Genomic DNA, 17,230 nt, shown 5'->3' on the forward strand with positions numbered 1-17,230 from the left:
GGCCACGTCGCTCGATCGTGTGGCGAGGTCCCGGACGCTGCTCCGGACGGGTGAGAGGGCAACGGGCCGTGCCCCGGCCCGTCGATATGGTCGCGCGATGACCTCAGCATCAAGCGAAACCCGCCCCTTCCGCGCCGCCGACCTCGGCACGCTCGCGCTGCTCGCCTGGATGGCGAGGAACGAGGAGGGCAACGGGCACACCCCCTGCCTGCTGGCCTGCTCCCTGGGCGACGGCCCCGACGGTCCGGAGGCCGCGTCCGCCGCCGTCGCCCGGCTCCTCGAGGACATGGACCTGCCCGTGGGCGGCGAGCCCGTGATCGGCATGGCCCGGCCCGGCCTGAAGGTCACCATGCTGGTCGTCGCCGGACAGGTCGTCCTGCAGATGCCGCAGATCAGCCGCCAGGCCACCCCGCCGGCGGACTGGCTGGAGGCGGTCGGGCGGCTCGGCTACGCCTACTTCATGTTCACCACCCGGATCTGCCCGTCGGCCGGTCCCCGCCGCTCGGCCGAGGGAGCGGAACTGGCCGCGTTCGCCGGCTCCCCGGAGACCACGAACGCCGCCGCGCACGTCTATCTGCCCGCCCGAGGCCTGCGCACCTGACACCCCGGCCCCCGGGCCCCAGCAGCCCGGCCGGAATTCTCGTACCGACCGCTGGTGGGACTTCTGGACGAGCTGACTATTACGGCACTCGGGGGAAATGTGAAATGCGGGCCTTTTCCGCTCGTTACGCGGTACGGACGTCGAACCCCCGCATTCCGAAAGGGCCCGTACCTGTCATGAAGCCGATCACCCTCACCCGAGGCACCCTCGCCGCCGTCGTCGCGGGCCTCGCGGCCACCGTGGGAGCCGCCGGCCCCGCCGCCGCGGCCGGTACGGTCCCCGTCCCCGTGCCGCTGGGCGGGGTCTCCCAGCCGCTCGGCATGGAGGTGCCCAAGGTCCGCGCCGAGGCGCCGCTGATCCGGCCCGGCGCCCCCGACGGGCCCCGCTACGTCACCGGCCGGCTGCTGCCCGACCGGACCCTGCCCCAGCTGCCGGTGCGCGGCGGGCTGCCCGGACTGGACGGCAGGGCCCCGCTGCCGCGCCTGATGGGCGACGACTTCGACCACCTCGACGTGGACGCGCCCGCCGGCGACGTACGGGCCCTCACCCCCGGCCTGGCCCTGGACGCCCCCCTGACCGCGCCGGACGCGGACCGCTTCGGCCTGCCGTCCACCAAGCTCCCCCAGGCCGGCCTCGTCGCCCCGGTCCTGCGCAGCGTCGCCGGCGGCAACCTGGCCACGGGCCCCGGCCGCTGACCGAGGCCCGTACGGCTCCCACGAAACGTATGCCTCGTATGGCTCGTATGGCTCTACGGCGGTGACCCCGCGCGCCCTCGGCCGGTTAGCCGGTACGGAACATCTGCACCCGGACGAGGAGCGAGCATGGTCGTCGGTGTCGGCGAAGTGGCGGTCGGTGCCCATCGGGAGGCCGGGGAGAAAGGGGCCGGACGGTCCCGCAGAGAGGTGGCGCGGGGGCTGCTGGCCTCCGCCGCCGCACTGGCGCTGACCCCGGTCGTGGCCGCCTCCCGGCCCGAGCGCCCGGCCGGACCGGCCGACGGCGGCCTCTTTGACGAGACGTACCGGGGCCGCCGTATCCAGGGCGTCCTGGTGCCCGCGACGGGCCGCCAGGCGGCCGGCGGCACCTGGCGGATCACCGTGGACGGCCGCCCGCTGCACCTGATGCGCCGGGCCGACGGCACCTGGCTGAGCATGGTCGACCACTACACGTCGTACCGGACGCCGCTGGAGGCGACCCGGGCCGCCGTGGACGAGATGGGGCCCGGCCGGAGGCTGCGCGACCTGACGGCGCCCGGGCCCGCCACCGGCCACTCCGGCGGCCACGGGCGGACGGGGGGACGGCATGACGTACGTGCGTAAGAACGTCGGCGCGCTCACCGCGGGGGAGCGGCGGCGGTTCGTGAACGCCCTGCTGGCGCTCAAACGGCGGGGCGAGTACGACGAGTTCGTGCGGATGCACATCCACTACTACAGCGCCGACGGCGAGGCGGGCCTGCGCAGCGCCCACATGGCGCCGTCCTTCCTGCCCTGGCACCGCAGGTTCCTGCTGGAGCTGGAACGGGCCCTGCGCCGGGTCGACTCCGCGGTGACGGTGCCGTACTGGGACTGGACCCGGGACCGCACGACGACGTCCGTGCCGTGGACGAAGGACCTCCTCGGCGGCAACGGGCGGCGCTCCGACCGGCAGGTGACGACCGGCCCGTTCGCCTACGCGGCGGGCCACTGGACCATCAACGAGGGTGTCACCGACGGCCGGTTCCTCACCCGGGACCTGGGCCGCGCGGCCGCCCCCCTCCAACTGCCCACCAGGAGCGAGCTGCAGTGGGCGCTCGACGACCCGGTCTACGACGCCTGGCCCTGGGACTCGACCGTCCGCAAGGGCTTCCGCAACAAGCTGGAGGGCTGGGGGAGCGGCAGCGGCAGCGCCTCCTGGCGCAACCACAACCGGGTGCACCGCTGGGTCGGCGGGGTCATGCTCGGCGGCGCGTCCGTCAACGACCCGGTGTTCTGGCTGCACCACGCATTCCTGGACCTCCAGTGGTACCGCTGGCAGCGGGCCCACCGAGCGCACCGCTATCTGCCGGCCGAGCCGCCCCGCGCCGGCGACGCCCAGTACGGCCGGGTCGTGGCCCGGCACCAGAAGCTGCCGCCGTGGGACGAGACACCGGACCAGCTGGAGGACATGAGCCGGGTGTACCGGTACGCCTGAGCGGGTGCGCGGTGGACGCGGCAAGGCCCCGGCGCTCGGAGTGCCGGGGCTCTTGTCCGTGGGGTGCCGGGCGGCTCAGTGGCCGTAGCCGTCGTTGCCGTAGCCGCCGTCGTCGTGGTGGCGCGGCTTGGCGGGCTTGGTGTGGTCGCTGACGTTGGCGCAGGTGTTGCCGAAGGCCGGGTTCAGCAGGCCGACGATGTCGATGGTGTTGCCGCACACGTTGATCGGGATGCCGATCGGGACCTGGATCAGGTTGCCGGACACCACGCCCGGGCTGCCGACGGCCGCGCCGTGGGCGTCCGCGTCGGCCAGGGCGAGCCCGGCCCCACTGACCACCACGGCGCCGGCGCCGAGGGCGACAGCGGCCACCTTCGCGATGCGAGACATCACGTTCTCCTTTTGTCGCTGGGGGAAACGCGCGGCGGCAGGCCAGCCGCCGCACTTCCCGTTCAACGGCGCCGTGCGGGGCGGGTCACGCCGATCGGCCGCGGATCACCCTTTCAACGGCAGGGCGCCGTGCCGTCCCACGCGGACACCCCGACGGCGACTGGACTGTTCGTGTGACGCCCGCGCGTCACCGTGTTGACCCGCCTGACGCCGTGTCCGTTCGCGGCCCATCTGCCCGATCGATGTGCCAACCGGTCCGGGCGACAGGGTTGTTGACGCACGAACAGTGGCACGTTTCACCGAAGTGAGGGATCCTGGTAAGCCCCCTGCCGACCAGCGGAAAAAGGGGAAGCCATGGAAGAGGCGCGTCCGCAGCGGCTGGTGTTCGCCGTAGAGGTGCAGCGCGAGGGCGCGGACGGCTGGAACACACAGGCCGTCACACCCAGTTGGTTCTACGGCTACCACGCCGCCGACGCCGCCGTGCAGGCGTTCGACCGCTACCTGGCCCACCACCGGCACACCGCGGCGGCCCTGGCCGCCCCGGACGCCCCCGGCCTGCGCATACTCGTCCGCGTCCAGGGAGCCGGTGGCCGGCCCGTGGCGTTCACCCTGCGGAGCGTCCTGGAACACAAGGTGCGCAGGGACGCCGGCCGCCGCCGCGAGGCCCTGGCCCGGCTGGAGGAGGCGACGGAGGCGCTCCAGTCCTCACTGCGCGACGCGGCCACGGGCGGCGTCCGCCAGTCGGAACTGGCCCGCATCTCCGGCTGGAGCAGGGAGACACTGCGGAAACTGAACCGCGGGGAGAGACCCGAGGAAGCCGGCCGGCAGCCGTAGGGCACACCAGGCCCGGTGACGCCGCGGCCGGCAGCCGTAGTGCACGCCAGGAACGGTGACGCCGCCCGGCAGCCGCGACGCGCCGACGGGCTGAGAGAGTGGGGCCATGCTGCTCGATCCCGAGAACACGTTGTTCGTCCGCGGTGCCACCCCCGTACTGCTGCTGGCGGGAGCCCCCGTCCACGAGGCCCTGCCGCCCCTGACCGCGCCCGGCGGGGAGATACCCCGGTGCGAGGGCTGGAGCATCGTGCCCCGGCTCACCCTGTGCGTCGTGGACGGCCCCGGCGACCACGGGATCCTCGTCCCCGCGCTCGCCGCGCCGGTGGTCGGCGACACCGCTGACGGCACGGCACCGGGCGACATGGCCGACTGGTGCGACGACACCGAGCGGGCCGGCGGCGCGGTCGTCCTCTCCCTGGACCGGCTCCCCGAGACCCTCGACTGGCCCGTCCTGCTCTCCTCGGGCACGACCCACGGCGGCTTCCTGCCGGCCTTGGCCTGATCCGTTCCCGGCGCACACAACCGTCTTGAGCGCCGGTCCGGGAGGGCCGAGGATGCACCCATGAGTCACGGCTTACGTCGCCTCGGCGGCCTGGCGATCATGATCGCGGGCATCGGCCTGGGCATCTGGGTGGTCTTCGGCCCCCCTCACGACTGGCACGGCGCCGGAACCCTCGGCCGGATGGCCCTCGGCCTGGGTTCCCTGGCGCTGATCAGCAGCGCACCGAGTCTGATCTTCCCCGACGACCGCCCCTGAACGGCGACCGGCCGCGGAGCCGGATCGCATGGGCCGGAGGAAAAGGGCCTGGTCTCGGAGCGAAGGCGAGCCGGACGTGAAAGAGCCTCTCTCCCGTCTCCTCAGGTGAGAGGCCGTACGCGCCCCGGGCAGCACTCGAACCTGCGGCCAAGTGCTTTTAGAAGAGACTGCTGCGTACCGATCCGCAACGTGCCTGACCTGCGTGTTCTACATGCCCCAGTGTTCTGGCTCCCTGACTTCTCCGCGCGTTCACCGTAGGCAAGGATTCTGCCCTGGCTGTTCGGTGCCTCCATCCAGCGCGCCATGGGCTGTCAGCCAGTTCATCCGGCCGTCGGTTCAGCCACACGTACCTCGGTGGCGATGTACCACGGCTTGAAGCCCGCAGCTTTGCACTCGAGGCGCAGTCGGATGGGCTCGTTGCGGTACTGCTCACGCCAGTACTCAAGATTGCTCCACGCTGGCACGGGGGTCACTGAGAGGGAGTGCTTGACCCAATCTCCGATCTGCATGGGATTGGTCGTTACCCTCCGGCCGTCCGGGTCGGCGTCGTCTATGCCGGGTTCAAACTGGTAGGGCCCGAAGATGGTGGCATCAAGCATCTCCTGCGTGACCCCGACACCCGGGAGATGGGTGTAGCCGTCGTCCCGGATGGTGATCGTTACAGCATCAAGCTGAGGGAGGCCTGCCTGGCCGGTGAGCGTCATGAGTAGCGCCACCCGGTTCGAACCCGGTCCTAGCCTGGTGGCGGTGATCTCGAACTGAGGAGTCAGTTCCGTATGCCAGCGGTCACGCTCGATCCGGGCGACGGCATCAGCTGTGTCGTTGGCACGCTCCGCTGCGGTGTTCGCGCGCTTAGCAGCAAAAAGAGCAGCGCCGGCCGCGACGGCGCTGGCTCCGGCGGCTATCGCGTTGACTATGTCAGGCCAGGGAGTGGGCTCGCTCATGGCGCCGAACGATACATCTGCTTTGTAGCCTGCCCCTGCCCCTGCCCCTGCCTAAAGCCGAGTGCCCGCCTAGCATGTTTCGGCGCCGCCTGGGGAGGTGGCGCGTTCTAGGGGAGGGAACCTCATGCGCGCCTTTCAAATGACGAGACCCGTAGCCCTCGGCATTGCCGCCGTGGCATTGGCGGGGGCGGCACTGGCCGTCGTACTCACCACGCAAGACGGGGAAGCGACGTCGGATGGTCCGCATTACGGGGCGATGCCCTGCTCCGAGTACCTGGCCAGTGACGACACTGCTATGCGAAGAGAGGCCGCGCGAGAACTGCTTCAGGCCGAGCGCAATAACGACCACGACTCCAGCGGTGAGACTGTTGCGAAGCCCGCATCGACTGAGATCGTCACCGAGTTCGCAGCTGAGTTGGCAGACGGATGCAAGAGGGAAACACCCGCACCTGACCCTTGGCTGACGACCGTGGCCAGCGCCATCTTTTCGGCTAACCGGGCCTACTTCGTGCTGTAGCGCAGGCCGATTCTACAGCGCGGGTCGGGGCTCTGCAGGGCGCCCCGGCCACCGCTGACCTGCGGATTCGTTTGCCGTCGGCGGCGCGGGCGAAGGGCTCGTACTGTCCCCGTCAGAGCCGCTGCCGTCGGCTGTCACACGCATCCTGCGGCAGCACATCGAGGACGAACAGCTCCAGCCGGGTGATCTGGTCTTCCAGGGTGAGTCCGGCGGTATCCTCGCCGGCTCCGTCATCCGCCGGGCGTGGCGCAGCGCGCGTAAGGCCGTAGTGCCCCCGCACGTCTTCGAGTCACCCACTGGACGGCGCGTGTACGACATCCGGCACACGCGCCTGACGAAGTGGCTCAACGACGGAATCCCGCCCGCCCAGGTGGCCGAGTGGGCCGGGAACAGCGTCGCCGTGCTGCTGGCGACGTACGCCCGGTGCGTCGACGGGCAGCTGCCGGACCTGAAGCGGCGGCTGGAGGCCGCGGGTGATCTTCCCGAGGCGGAGGCGGAGGCGGAGGTGCCCGGCGCCGGCTGATCTCCCACCGGTCGAGCACTTCGACACGTATTCGACACGGCCACCCGCGAGAACCCGGTGACAGCCGGGCGGCCCCGAAGTCAGCCCTTGATCATCAAGGGGGCGTTCGGGGCTTTGTCGTGCCGCTGAAAGCCGCTCTGACCAGCGAAAAGCCCTCCCGAGCGGGAGGGTGGAGCCTGGCGCCCCCGGCAGGACTCGAACCTGCGGCCAAGCGCTTAGAAGGCGCCTGCTCTATCCACTGAGCTACGGGGGCCGGGTGGGGTGGCCTCGTGCCTGGTGGCCTGGTGGGGGCCGATCCGTGACGTTGCCGGGGTCAAGGATAGGGCTCCCGGTTCCTTGACCCTGTCGCTTCCCCTCCGTGGCTCGATGTGGAGGTTCGGTGAAGCGGTCCTGATAATCGCAGGCAGGTGCGAATCGTGCATCGCTTTTGGCGGCCGACGCACCGGGTGTTGTGCACTCGTTATGCCTGGACCGTGTCGGTGTCCCACTCGTCCCCTCCGTCCGTTCTGTCCTGTCGGCGCGCAGACATGTCTATATGCTTCAGAATTCCCCTAAAATTGGGCATTCTTCGCATGTGGTGACCTTGGACGTACGGCCTCAGCTGCTCGACACACTCTCCGCTCTGCGCGACCGTGTCGCCGCCGCACGCTTTCCGCTGCCCCTGGCCGGGGCCCCACGCGCGCGTGCCAACCGCGACGAACTCCTCGCGCAGCTCGACGACTATCTCGTGCCCCGATTGCGGCACCCCGAGGCGCCGTTGCTCGCCGTCGTCGGCGGCTCCACCGGCGCGGGGAAGTCCACGCTGGTCAACTCCCTCGTCGGCCGACGGGTGAGCGAGGCGGGCGTGCTCCGGCCGACCACCCGGACACCGGTCCTCGTCTGCCATCCGGAGGATCATCACTGGTTCAGCGGCATGCGCGTGCTCCCCGCCCTCACCCGCGTGTGGGACCCGGACCGCGACACCGCCGAGGAGTTCCCGCCCACCGACGACGAGCACGCGCGCGTGCTGCGCGTCGAGACGGCCGACACCCTCCCGCGCGGCCTCGCCCTCCTCGACGCCCCCGACGTCGACTCACTGATCGCGGACAACCGCGTCCTCGCCGCGGAACTGATCTGCGCCGCCGACATCTGGATCATGGTCACCACGGCCGCCCGCTACGCCGACGCCGTCCCCTGGCACCTGCTGCGCACCGCCAAGGAGTACGACGCGACCCTCGTCACCGTCCTGGACCGGGTGCCCCACCAGGTCGTCTCCGAGGTGTCCCGGCAGTACGGCGCCCTGCTGACCAAGGCCGGGCTGGGGGACGTACCCCGCTTCACCGTGCCCGAGCTGCCGGAGTCCGCCTGGGGCGCCGGTCTGCTGCCCGCCACCGCCGTCGCGCCCCTGAAAAGCTGGCTGGTCCAGCACGCCCAGGACCCCGCCGCCCGCCAGCACGTCATGGCCCGTACCGCCTACGGCCTGCTCGACTCGCTGAAGTCCCGCATGCCCGAGCTGGCCGGCGCCGCCGCGGCCCAGTACGCGGCGGCCCTCCGGCTCACCTCCGCCGTGGACGCCGCCTACGACAGCGAGCACGCGCGCGTGCGCAGCCGCCTGCAGTCCGGCGCCGTCCTCGCCGGGGACGCCCTCAAGCGGTGGCGCGCCTTCCCGCTGGACTGCACCGCCGCCGAACTCCTCGACGCCCTCGTGGAGAGCCTGGCCGCCCTGCTGCTGTGCGCCGTGACCGCCGCCGACGAGCGCGTGGACGACGCCTGGCGGCGCGAGCCCGCCGCCCGCGCCCCCGAGCTGGCCGCCCGCGACACCTCCCTGGAGAGCGCCGAGCACCGCATCGGGCTCGCGGCCCGGCGCTGGCGGCGCGAGCTGGAGGAGTACGCAGAGGACGAGGTACGGGTCCTGGAGCGCACCGGCGCCCCCGACCCCGAGGTCGTCGCCGCCCTCGTCGCCACGGCGGTGCTGGGCGGGCGCCGGGCGCGCACCGCCGGAGAGGGGCTCGCCGAACGGCTCGGCGCCCACGGCGTACTGCGGCTGCGCGACCGGGCCGGACGGCTGCTCACCGAGCACGTGGACCGTGTCATGCACACCGAACGCGAACGGCGCCTCGCCCCGCTCGACGCCCTGGACGTCCATCCGGAACCCCAGGCCGAACTCATCGCCGCGCTGTCCGTACTGCAGAAGGAGAGGTGACCGGTGACCGCCGTCACTGACCAGGACCACACGGAGCACACCGACCACATGAGGCGCACCGGCAGCGGCAGCGGGAGCGGCGACACCGGGACCCTGGAGCACGGCGGACGCGCCGGCGCGGGCGCCCTGGACGGCACCGAACGCGCCGGCGGCCTCGCGCACGCGCGTCCGGGCCCCGACAAGGAGGGCCCCGGGGACGACGGCTCCGGCAGCGGTGGCCGCCCCGAGGGACGGGGCGACGACACGGGTGCCGGGGACGGCGGCGGCGACGGCACCGGTCATGAGCAGGGCGGTGGCGGCGACGGTGCCGGGCGCCAGAAGCACGGCGGCAGGGACGATACCGGTGTCCTGCACGCGCGCGTGCCGGCCGGGAACGCCGAGGGCAGCCCGGACACCGGCCGCGAGCGTCCCGCGCGCGTACGCGACGAGGACGGCGACCGTGACCGGGGCCGGGGCCATGACACCGACCCCGAGCACAACCGTGGCCGCGAGCACAACCGTGACACCGCACGCGAGCGTGATGCCGATCGTTCCGCACGCGAGCGTGACGCCGATCGCTCCGCACGCGACCGTGACGCCGATCGCTCCGCACGCGAGCGTGGCGCCGATCGTTCCGCACGCGAGCGTGATGCCGATCGTTCCGCACGCGAGCGTGGCGCCGCGCAAGCCGTCTCGGTACCCCGCCCCCACCCCCACGCCGCCCAGTCCCCGAAGCCCCACCCCACGTCCGGTGCCACGCCCCCCAGGACGACCGCCGCCACCGCCCCCGTCCCGGACGGTGAACCCGGCGGCGCCGCCCAGGAGGCGTGGGACGACGGACTCATCGCCCGCCGCGTCAGCGAATCCGCCTCCGCCGCCGAACGCGGCTCCACGGGGGAGCAGCCGCACCGCGGGCCGGGCGCTCACGTGCCTGTCCCGCTGGCGTACGACGGCCCGCTGCGCTCCCGGCTGAACGCCCTGCGGGAACTCGTCGGGCTCTCCCGCACCCGGCTGGACCGTCACACGCTGGCCGAGGCGGGCCGGGTCCTGGACGAGGCCGCCGCCCGCCGCAAGCTGTCCGGCCGGCACACCGTCGTCGCCCTGGCCGGCGCGACCGGCAGCGGCAAGTCCCAGCTGTTCAACGCGCTCGCCGGGGTGGCCATCTCGGAGACCGGCGTACGCCGCCCCACCACCGCCGCGCCCATCGCGTGCAGTTGGAGCGACGGCGCGGCGAGCCTCATCGACCGGCTGGGCATCCCCGGCCGGCTGCGCCGCCGTCCTCTGCACGGCCCGGACAACGAGGGGCAGTTGCGCGGGCTGGTCCTGGTCGACCTGCCCGATCACGACTCCGCCGCCGTACAGCACCGTGAACAGGTCGACCGGATCCTGAAGCTGGTCGACGCGGTCATCTGGGTGGTCGACCCCGAGAAGTACGCCGACGCCATGCTGCACGAGCGCTATCTGCGGCCCATGGCCGGTCACGCGGAGGTCATGTTCATCGTCCTCAACCAGGTGGACCGGCTGCCCGGGGACGCCGCCGACCAGGTCCTGGACGACCTGCGGCGGCTGCTCGACGAGGACGGCATCGCGCTGGGCGAGCACGGCGAGCCGGGCGCCACCGTCCTCGCGATCTCCGCGCTCACCGGCGAGGGAGTCGACGAACTCCGCGATTCGCTCGGTCAGTTCGTCGCGGAGCGCGGCGCGGCGGCCCGCCGGGTGGCGGCCGACCTGGACGCCGCCGCGGCCGGACTGCGGCCCGTGTACGCCACCCGGCGGCGGGCCGGCCTCACCGAGCAGGCGCGCGAGGAGTTCGCCGCGCGGCTCGCGGACGCGGTGGGCGCCACCGCGGCGGGGGAGGCCGCCGAACGCGCCTGGCTGCGCAACGCCAACCGGGCCTGCGGCACGCCCTGGCTGCGGCTGTGGCGCTGGTACCAGGGCCGTGGCGACTCCACGACGGGCCGGCACGCGGTCCGTACCCAGGCCGACGAGGAGGCCACGGCTCGCCAGCGGGTGGAACAGGCGGTCCGCACGGTCGCCGACCGGGCCTCGGCCGGGCTGCCCGCGCCCTGGGCGCAGGCGGTGCGCGAGGCGGCCGCACGCGGCTCGCAGGGGCTGTCCGAGGCGCTGGACGCGCTGTCCGCGCGGGCCGGGCTGCCGCCGGGCCGCCCGCCCCGGCCGGGCTGGTGGCCGGTGGCGGTACTGGTCCAGGCCGCGATGACCCTGCTGCAGATCGTGGGCGGCGGCTGGCTCGCGGGGCAGATCGCCGGGCTGATGGCGCCCAACCTGGGCGTACCGGTGCTGTTGATGGTGTGCGGGATCGTCGGCGGGCCACTGGTGGAGTGGGGGTGCCGGATGGCCGCCCGGGGGCCCGCACGGCGCTACGGCCAGGAGGCGGAACGGCGGCTGCGGGAGGCGGCGGCGAGCTGCGGCCGGGCCCGGGTGCTCGATCCGGTGGCGGCGGAGCTGCTGCGGTACCGGGAGGTACGGGAGCAGTACGGGAGGGTCGCCCGGAGCAGGGCCGGGGTGGTGTGAGCGGACCGGGGGACGGGGGCGGACCGGGGGACGGGGGCGGACCGGGGGTCGAGGGTGGACCGGGGGCCGAGGATGGACCGGGGACGGAGGCGGACCGGGGGGCCAGGGGTGGACCGGGGGGCGGGGGCGGGGTTCACCCGCGCGGGTGACGGAGTTGTTCACAGGCGGGCGGCCGTCCACAGCGCTCAGCGGGCTCGGCCCGGCGGAGGCAGTCTGAGGCCACGGCGATCGCACCGCGGGGCCCGGCCGCACAGGCGGCGGGCGGCGCGAGCGGTCGGCGGCAGGTGCCGGTGCGTACGGCGGACGTACGCACCGGCACGGCAGACGCAGCCGTACGGGACGGGCCCGTACGTGTGTCCGCCCGGCCGGTAGCGCGCGGGCGGGGGAGGGGAGCGAGTCATGAACGAGACCATCGTCTGTGTGGTGGGCAACGTGGCGACCCAGCCGGTCTACCGGGAGTCGGTGGCGGGTCCGTCGGCCCGGTTCCGGCTGGCGGTGACCGCGCGTTACTGGGACCGGGAGAAGAGCGCCTGGACCGACGGGCACACCAACTTCTTCACGGTGTGGGCCAACCGCCAGCTCGCGGTGAACGTGGCGGCATGCGTGGAGGTGGGCCAGCCGGTCCTCGTCCAGGGCCGGCTGAAGGTCCGCACGGAGACACGGGAGGGGCAGCAGCCGTGGGCCTCCGCCGACATCGACGCGGTGGCGATCGGCCATGACCTGGCCCGTGGTACGGCACTCTTCCAGCGCGCGGCCAGGCCGGACGCACCACCCGCGGCGGCCCGCCCGGAACCCGACTGGGAGACACCGCGCCCACCGGCACCCTCCGACGACGAAGCGGACCAACAGGCCCCGCACGCGGCGTCCGTGACGTGACGTCACACGCTGCCGATGGCGAGCCGCCAGTGGCCTCAACCGGTGGATTTGTCGATATGACCAGCTCACGGACGGCCTTCGCGATAACGATTACGGATCGGATCGGCCGTCCGATCATCCGACCGGCGGGTCGGGCTCCCGATGATCCATAGGATGCCGGGCGTGCCCCTAGGGGCTGCCGATTTCTGCTGGTGGGACCGTCCCCCACGTCCAACGGGTCCTGCTCGAAGGGGAATTCTGTGCTTGCTGCGCTCTCTGGGCTGCGCCGGTCCACCGGTACGGCCCGCCTGGCCGCCGTCACCACGGTGTCCGGCCTCGTGGCGGCCGGCGTGCTGTCCGGCGCCGGTACGGCGGTGGCCGACGGGACACCGCTGACCGAGGGCGGGGCGACGGCCACGAACAACGGTCTGAAGACCTACGGCGAGGCCGTGATCCACGAGGACGGCGGCGACCTGCGGGTCTCGGCGGGCCTGTTCGAGATGTCCGTGGACGGCGGCGGCACCCTCCAGACGTACGGCGTCGACCTGCACAACCCGGCCCAGCGGGACGCCAGATACGAGGAGACGCCCTGGAGCGGCACCTCGCTGGGCACCAACAAGAACGCGGGCCGGATCCGCTGGATACTGCGGCACTCCTACCCCCAGGTCAACGATCTCGCCGCACTGGCGCGGAAGGCGGGCACGCACGGGCTGACCGAGCAGGACGCCGCGGCCGGCACCCAGGTGGCCATCTGGCGCTACTCCGACGGCGCCGACGTGAACGCCGTCGACCCGCAGGCCGAGAAGCTCGCCGACTATCTGGAGAAGAGCGCCCGCGGTGCCGGCGAGCCGCGTGCCTCGCTCACCCTGGACCCGCCCGCGGTCTCCGGCCGGCCGGGGCACCGGCTCGGCCCGGTCACCGTGCACACCACCGCGAACGCGGTCACGGTGAGCCCGCCTGCCGACGCGGCCACCAGCGGAGTGCGGATCGTCGACAAGAAGGGCAAGGCGATCACCTCGGCGAAGAACGGCAGCCGGCTGTACTTCGACATCCCCGAGGACCCGGCCGGGGACTCGGCCGACGCGTTCGGCAGCGGGGCGAGCACGGCCGAGCTGACCGTGCAGGCGTCCACGACCGTACCCGTGGGCCGGGCCTTCGCCTCCGAGAGCCGCAGCCAGACGCAGATCCTGGCCGGCTCCAGCGAGTCGACCGTCTCCGCCACCGCGACGGCCGGCTGGGCCTCCCAGGGTCCGATACCGGCGGTGTCGGCCCGCGAGAACTGCGCCAAGGGCAGGGTGGACATCACCGCCGTCAACAACGGCGACCAGCCGTTCGCCTTCCAGCTGATGGGCGCCGGCCACACGATCCCCGCGGGCGCCACCCGCACGGTGACCGTGCCGCTCCAGGAGGACCAGGCCTACGATTTCACGATCACCGGCTCCCAAGGCTTCAGCCACCGCTTCACCGGCGTCCTGGACTGCAAGACCCAGGGCGCGGTCACGACACAGACGGTGGCCCAGCTTCCCAACGCGCCCAGCCCCGCCTCGGTCGGCGGCAGCGCCGCGCAGACCACCGACCTGGCCGCGACCGGCGCCTCCGCCCTCACCCCCCTGATCACCGGAGTGGCCATAGGCCTGGTCGTGATCGGCGGCGGGGTCCTGGTCGTCCTGCGCCGAAAGGACACGACACCGGACGCGTGAGAGCGCCGGGTGAGGACGGCGGTCGAGGGATGGCGGCCGGGATGGCGGCAGAGGGACGGCGGACAGGGAAGCCGGCCGCCGGGGAAACGACCGCCGGGAGCCCGGCCGCTGGGAGCCCGGCGGCCGGGCTCCCGGTGAAAGAGAGAACCCGGCGCCCCTCTCAGCAGCCGATCGGTGCCGAGCCGACGGCCACGTCGTCGAACCACAGGGTGTCGTCACCCGAGCCGTAGCTCTCCCAGCCGAGCCGGAGCGCGGTCGGCCGGGGCGGGGTGGTGCGGGAGAGCCACTGCTGGTCGATGTCCTGCGTCGGTACGCCGTCGGCGTGCAGGCCGGGCACCTGCTGATCGCCCAGCCAGGTGTCCAGTTTGGGCGCGGAGGTGTCGATGGCGAACCGCAGGCACTGCCAGCTGCCCGTCGGCAGCGGCTTGCTCAGCGCCACTCCGGCCGGGCTCTGGGCGGGGAGCGTGGCGTCGTCGCTCTCCCGGTTCCACTGGAGGGCGCCGTTCTGGCCGCCCACCCTGAGCGCCCGGCCGCCCTGGGAGCTGTCCGGCATGGAGACGAAGGTGACATGGGAGGAGGGGAGCGCGGTGGTGTGCCGCACCCACATACGGACGTACAGCACCGGGCCGACCGTCGACAGGTCGGTGGTGGCGGCGACGAAGGCGTGGTTGCAGTAACCGGCCCGGCCGTCCACCCGGAGCGACTTGGTGCCGCTGTGCGCGACGGCCGTGTCCACGGTGGCCGCGCCCGTGCCCTGGCAGTCGGGCGCGGTGAAGCGCCAGTCGCCGGACGGGGAGGTGCCGGTCTGGTTCTCGAAGTCGCTGCACAGGACGGCGCCGCCGCAGCCGGCCGGCGGCTGGGTGGGTGTGGGGGTGCCCGGAGTGGTGGGCGGAGTGGTCGGGGGCTCGGTGGCGTCGCCGCCGCAGGAGACGCCGTTGAGGCTGAAGTCGGTGGGTGCCGGGTCGGCGGACTGCCAGGTGCCCTGCACGCCGAAGTCGGCGGCGCCGCCGCTGGGCAGGGCGGCGTTCCAGTCCGTTCCGGCGGCGGTCACGGAGCGGCCGGTCTGGGTGACGGTGGCGTTCCAGGCGGAGGTGATGTGCTGGTCGCCGCCGTAGGTCCAGGTCAGCCGCCAGGCGCTCAGCGCGGCGCCCAGGTTGGTCACGCGGATCTGGGCGGTGTAGCCGCCGGACCACTCGTTGACGGTGTAGTCGACCCGGCATCCGGCGGCGGACCCGGTACCGGCGCCGCTGGCGGGCGCGGCGGCCAGGAGGGACACCGCCAGCCCGAGTAGGGCCACGGCTGCCGTCCAGGGTGTGCGCACCCATCGCGGGCACCGCGCGGGCAGTAGGGGCATGTACGCCTCCTGGGGAAGGGGAGCGGCCCCTCTCGTATGGGAGCGCTCCCAAATGGGGGGCGCGACCCGGTCGGCGTCGGGTCGCGTCCGGTGGGCGGTCGGGCGGGTGACGGCCGGGGTCAGCGGAAGTTCACGTCACTGCACAGGAAGTAGGTCTGGTCCATGTGCGAGGCCTGCCAGATGGTGTAGACGACGTGGCGGCCGGTGTAGCCGGACGTGCTGACGGGGATCGAGTAGTTCTGGCTGGGCGCGTACTTGCCGGTCTTGGTGACCAGCTGGAGGTCCTGCCAGGTCAGCGGCTGGGTGGTGGGGTCGAAACCCTGCCGGGTGACGTAGACCAGGAAGTAGTCGGCGCCGTGGCTCGCCTGGTCGTACAGCTTCACGGTGAAGTTGGAGCTGATGTCGGTGGTCTTCCAGGGGCCGACGGCGTCGAGGGCGTTGTAGCGGCCGCTTTCCGTCTGGCCGCCGCTGCACAGCTGTCCGTTGGGGATCACGGCCTGGAAGTTGCCGGCCGAACCGTTGCGGTACAGGCCGTTCCAGTTCCACATGGCGTTGGGGTTGGCCTGCCAGGCCTGCCAGCACATGGGGTCCTGCTGGGCCATCGCCGGGTTCTGGAAGTCGCTGCCCCAGCGCTGCCAGCAGCCGTAGTTGCGGGAGGCGGGGTCGATCACCGAACCGTGCGCGGAGGCCGTGCCGCCCCAGGTGATCAGGCTGATCAGCACGCCGACGAGGGTGCTCAGGACGAGCGCCGGCCGACGACCGGTGCGGCGATGTACATGCTCATGACAATTCATTGCGGGTTTCTTCCTGTGGGGGACGTCTTCGCTCTGCGGGTGCCGGATGCGTGGGAGCGCTCCCGCGCCCTCCAGGCTGCGCGGCCCCGAACAAGGCGGCAACGCCTTGTTTCCGCCAAACCTGAAGGTTCGACCTGTGGATCAAATGCCGACAAACAGCGTCGAACCGCACGCCACGGCCCCCGCCGGATGCCCGTAAGCCGTCGGTGACCGCCTGTGGGAGACAAGTGGCGAAATCAGCTTCGGTTGGGAGGGGGCGAAGGCGCATCAGGGGGTGCCACGCCGAGGGGGAGACGGGAGAGAAGGGACCCGGTAGCTCCGTACGAACGGCGTCACGTCAAGACGAGAACTGTCGGAGAGGAAGGTGGCGTCGCTCGGCACCTGCGGCGAAGTGCTACCGCATGTTCCGGTGGGGGACGGTCGCGTCGTCGTTCATCCGTCCGCTGCGCGCCGTGCGAGCGGCCAGGACGAGGCGCGAGGAACGATGGCCCGGCGCGGGTGACGCGGTTGTTGAGCGACGGCCGGTCGGCCCCGACCGGATCGGGTGCGGGCGGCCGTTCGTCTCCGGCGCCTGTCACCCGGCTCCCCGCCCGAGGGGCTGGGCTGGAGTCCTGTCCGTGCCCGGCGCTGCCGGCCACGGGGTTGCCCGGGGGCTTGTCCGGCTTCGGTGTGTTCGTCGGTCAGTGCCTCGAGGTCGGTGAGCGATGTCAACCGCTGCTCGTGCACCTGTACGCCCGCAATGTCGACGGGCACGTGCCGCTCGGCGCCGACGCCGGCTCCGGCTCCGGCTCCGACTTCGACGCTGGCTCCGACTTCGGCGAGCTGAACCGACGCCCCTGTCCGCCTCGGCGGGAGTGAGTACCGCCTCGACGAGTTGCGCACGCTGCTCGTACGGGCGGCGACGGACAGCGGCGGCGGGTCGCTCGCGCTGCTCGGCCCGTCGACGCAAGACGCCCTCGCTGACCCCCGCCTCGCCGGGTCCTGGCTCGCCGGGTCCCGGCTCGTCGACGGCGACGCCCTGATGTCCTTTCCCGTGCTGTCGCCACCGGGCAGCTCCCGCGGGCCGCGGCGACAGGGCCTCGTACGGCTGGGCCCGTCGCGGGGA

At 72.8% G+C, this 17,230-nt stretch carries 18 protein-coding genes and 1 tRNA gene; 14 read left to right on the forward strand and 5 right to left on the reverse strand.

Going from position 1 to position 17,230, the window contains the following annotated elements:
• Positions 1-97 precede the first annotated feature (97 nt).
• The 4 genes from AB0E62_RS06310 to AB0E62_RS06325 all read left to right on the forward strand — a co-directional run bounded on the left by AB0E62_RS06310 (position 98) and on the right by AB0E62_RS06325 (position 2,767).
• Positions 98-601, forward strand: coding sequence for a DUF5949 family protein (locus AB0E62_RS06310; RefSeq protein WP_362188865.1), 504 nt, complete (start codon positions 98-100; stop codon positions 599-601).
• Positions 602-777: 176 nt separating this feature from the next.
• The gene (locus tag AB0E62_RS06315) at positions 778-1,296 is read left to right on the forward strand and encodes a hypothetical protein (protein WP_362188868.1); all 519 of its coding nucleotides are present in this window, start codon (positions 778-780) and stop codon (positions 1,294-1,296) included.
• Positions 1,297-1,422: 126 nt separating this feature from the next.
• On the forward strand, positions 1,423-1,917 hold the full coding sequence (locus AB0E62_RS06320; RefSeq protein ID WP_362188871.1) for a tyrosinase family oxidase copper chaperone: 495 nt from the start codon (positions 1,423-1,425) through the stop codon (positions 1,915-1,917).
• Positions 1,901-2,767 carry a tyrosinase family protein gene (locus AB0E62_RS06325; RefSeq protein WP_362188874.1) on the forward strand — a complete coding sequence of 289 codons (867 nt, stop codon included), beginning with the start codon at positions 1,901-1,903 and terminating at the stop codon, positions 2,765-2,767. The genes AB0E62_RS06320 and AB0E62_RS06325 overlap by 17 nt, the downstream gene beginning before the upstream one ends.
• 75 nt (positions 2,768-2,842) lie before the next feature.
• Here AB0E62_RS06325 and AB0E62_RS06330 read toward each other — a convergent pair whose 3' ends face one another.
• Positions 2,843-3,154: a chaplin gene (locus AB0E62_RS06330; protein ID WP_362188877.1), complete on the reverse strand. Its 312-nt coding sequence runs from the start codon at positions 3,152-3,154 to the stop codon at positions 2,843-2,845.
• 354 nt (positions 3,155-3,508) lie between these two features.
• On the opposite strand from AB0E62_RS06330, the gene AB0E62_RS06335 reads away from it, so the two are divergent.
• The 3 genes from AB0E62_RS06335 to AB0E62_RS06345 all read left to right on the forward strand — a co-directional run bounded on the left by AB0E62_RS06335 (position 3,509) and on the right by AB0E62_RS06345 (position 4,745).
• Positions 3,509-3,988, forward strand: a complete 480-nt coding sequence (locus AB0E62_RS06335; protein WP_362188880.1) for a hypothetical protein — start codon at positions 3,509-3,511, stop codon at positions 3,986-3,988.
• A gap of 106 nt (positions 3,989-4,094) precedes the next feature.
• Positions 4,095-4,490, forward strand: coding sequence for a hypothetical protein (locus tag AB0E62_RS06340; protein WP_362188883.1), 396 nt, complete (start codon positions 4,095-4,097; stop codon positions 4,488-4,490).
• Between the two features lie 60 nt (positions 4,491-4,550).
• Complete coding sequence (locus AB0E62_RS06345) at positions 4,551-4,745, forward strand: hypothetical protein (RefSeq protein ID WP_362188886.1); 195 nt, start codon at positions 4,551-4,553, stop codon at positions 4,743-4,745.
• Positions 4,746-5,065: 320 nt separating this feature from the next.
• On the opposite strand, the gene AB0E62_RS06350 is transcribed toward AB0E62_RS06345, so the two are convergent.
• Complete coding sequence (locus tag AB0E62_RS06350) at positions 5,066-5,689, reverse strand: hypothetical protein (RefSeq protein ID WP_362188889.1); 624 nt, start codon at positions 5,687-5,689, stop codon at positions 5,066-5,068.
• A gap of 124 nt (positions 5,690-5,813) precedes the next feature.
• On the opposite strand from AB0E62_RS06350, the gene AB0E62_RS06355 reads away from it, so the two are divergent.
• Together AB0E62_RS06355 and AB0E62_RS06360 are read left to right on the forward strand one after the other, a co-directional pair.
• Positions 5,814-6,206, forward strand: a complete 393-nt coding sequence (locus tag AB0E62_RS06355) for a hypothetical protein (RefSeq protein WP_362188893.1) — start codon at positions 5,814-5,816, stop codon at positions 6,204-6,206.
• 307 nt (positions 6,207-6,513) lie between these two features.
• Positions 6,514-6,729 carry a hypothetical protein gene (locus tag AB0E62_RS06360; protein ID WP_362188896.1) on the forward strand — a complete coding sequence of 72 codons (216 nt, stop codon included), beginning with the start codon at positions 6,514-6,516 and terminating at the stop codon, positions 6,727-6,729.
• A 177-nt stretch (positions 6,730-6,906) separates the two neighbouring features.
• Here the strand turns inward: AB0E62_RS06360 and AB0E62_RS06365 are convergent.
• A tRNA-Arg gene (locus AB0E62_RS06365) sits at positions 6,907-6,982 on the reverse strand.
• Between the two features lie 321 nt (positions 6,983-7,303).
• Here AB0E62_RS06365 and AB0E62_RS06370 point away from each other — a divergent pair.
• The 4 genes from AB0E62_RS06370 (at position 7,304) to AB0E62_RS06385 (ending at position 13,977) form a co-directional block, all read left to right on the forward strand.
• Positions 7,304-8,911 carry a dynamin family protein gene (locus tag AB0E62_RS06370; RefSeq protein WP_362188899.1) on the forward strand — a complete coding sequence of 536 codons (1,608 nt, stop codon included), beginning with the start codon at positions 7,304-7,306 and terminating at the stop codon, positions 8,909-8,911.
• A 3-nt stretch (positions 8,912-8,914) separates the two neighbouring features.
• On the forward strand, positions 8,915-11,422 hold the full coding sequence (locus AB0E62_RS06375) for a GTPase (protein WP_362188902.1): 2,508 nt from the start codon (positions 8,915-8,917) through the stop codon (positions 11,420-11,422).
• 399 nt (positions 11,423-11,821) lie between these two features.
• Positions 11,822-12,298 carry a single-stranded DNA-binding protein gene (locus tag AB0E62_RS06380; protein WP_362188905.1) on the forward strand — a complete coding sequence of 159 codons (477 nt, stop codon included), beginning with the start codon at positions 11,822-11,824 and terminating at the stop codon, positions 12,296-12,298.
• A 287-nt stretch (positions 12,299-12,585) separates the two neighbouring features.
• Positions 12,586-13,977, forward strand: coding sequence for a TQXA domain-containing protein (locus tag AB0E62_RS06385; RefSeq protein ID WP_362189179.1), 1,392 nt, complete (start codon positions 12,586-12,588; stop codon positions 13,975-13,977).
• Positions 13,978-14,137: 160 nt separating this feature from the next.
• Here the strand turns inward: AB0E62_RS06385 and AB0E62_RS06390 are convergent, their stop codons facing one another.
• The gene (locus AB0E62_RS06390; RefSeq protein ID WP_362188908.1) at positions 14,138-15,331 is read right to left on the reverse strand and encodes a cellulose-binding domain-containing protein; all 1,194 of its coding nucleotides are present in this window, start codon (positions 15,329-15,331) and stop codon (positions 14,138-14,140) included.
• Between the two features lie 119 nt (positions 15,332-15,450).
• Complete coding sequence (locus AB0E62_RS06395; RefSeq protein ID WP_362188911.1) at positions 15,451-16,125, reverse strand: lytic polysaccharide monooxygenase; 675 nt, start codon at positions 16,123-16,125, stop codon at positions 15,451-15,453.
• 654 nt (positions 16,126-16,779) lie between these two features.
• Here AB0E62_RS06395 and AB0E62_RS06400 point away from each other — a divergent pair.
• Positions 16,780-16,983 carry a hypothetical protein gene (locus AB0E62_RS06400; protein ID WP_362188913.1) on the forward strand — a complete coding sequence of 68 codons (204 nt, stop codon included), beginning with the start codon at positions 16,780-16,782 and terminating at the stop codon, positions 16,981-16,983.
• Positions 16,984-17,230 lie beyond the last annotated feature (247 nt).

The organism is Streptomyces sp. NPDC038707, assembly GCF_040636485.1.
GTDB lineage: Bacteria > Actinomycetota > Actinomycetes > Streptomycetales > Streptomycetaceae > Streptomyces.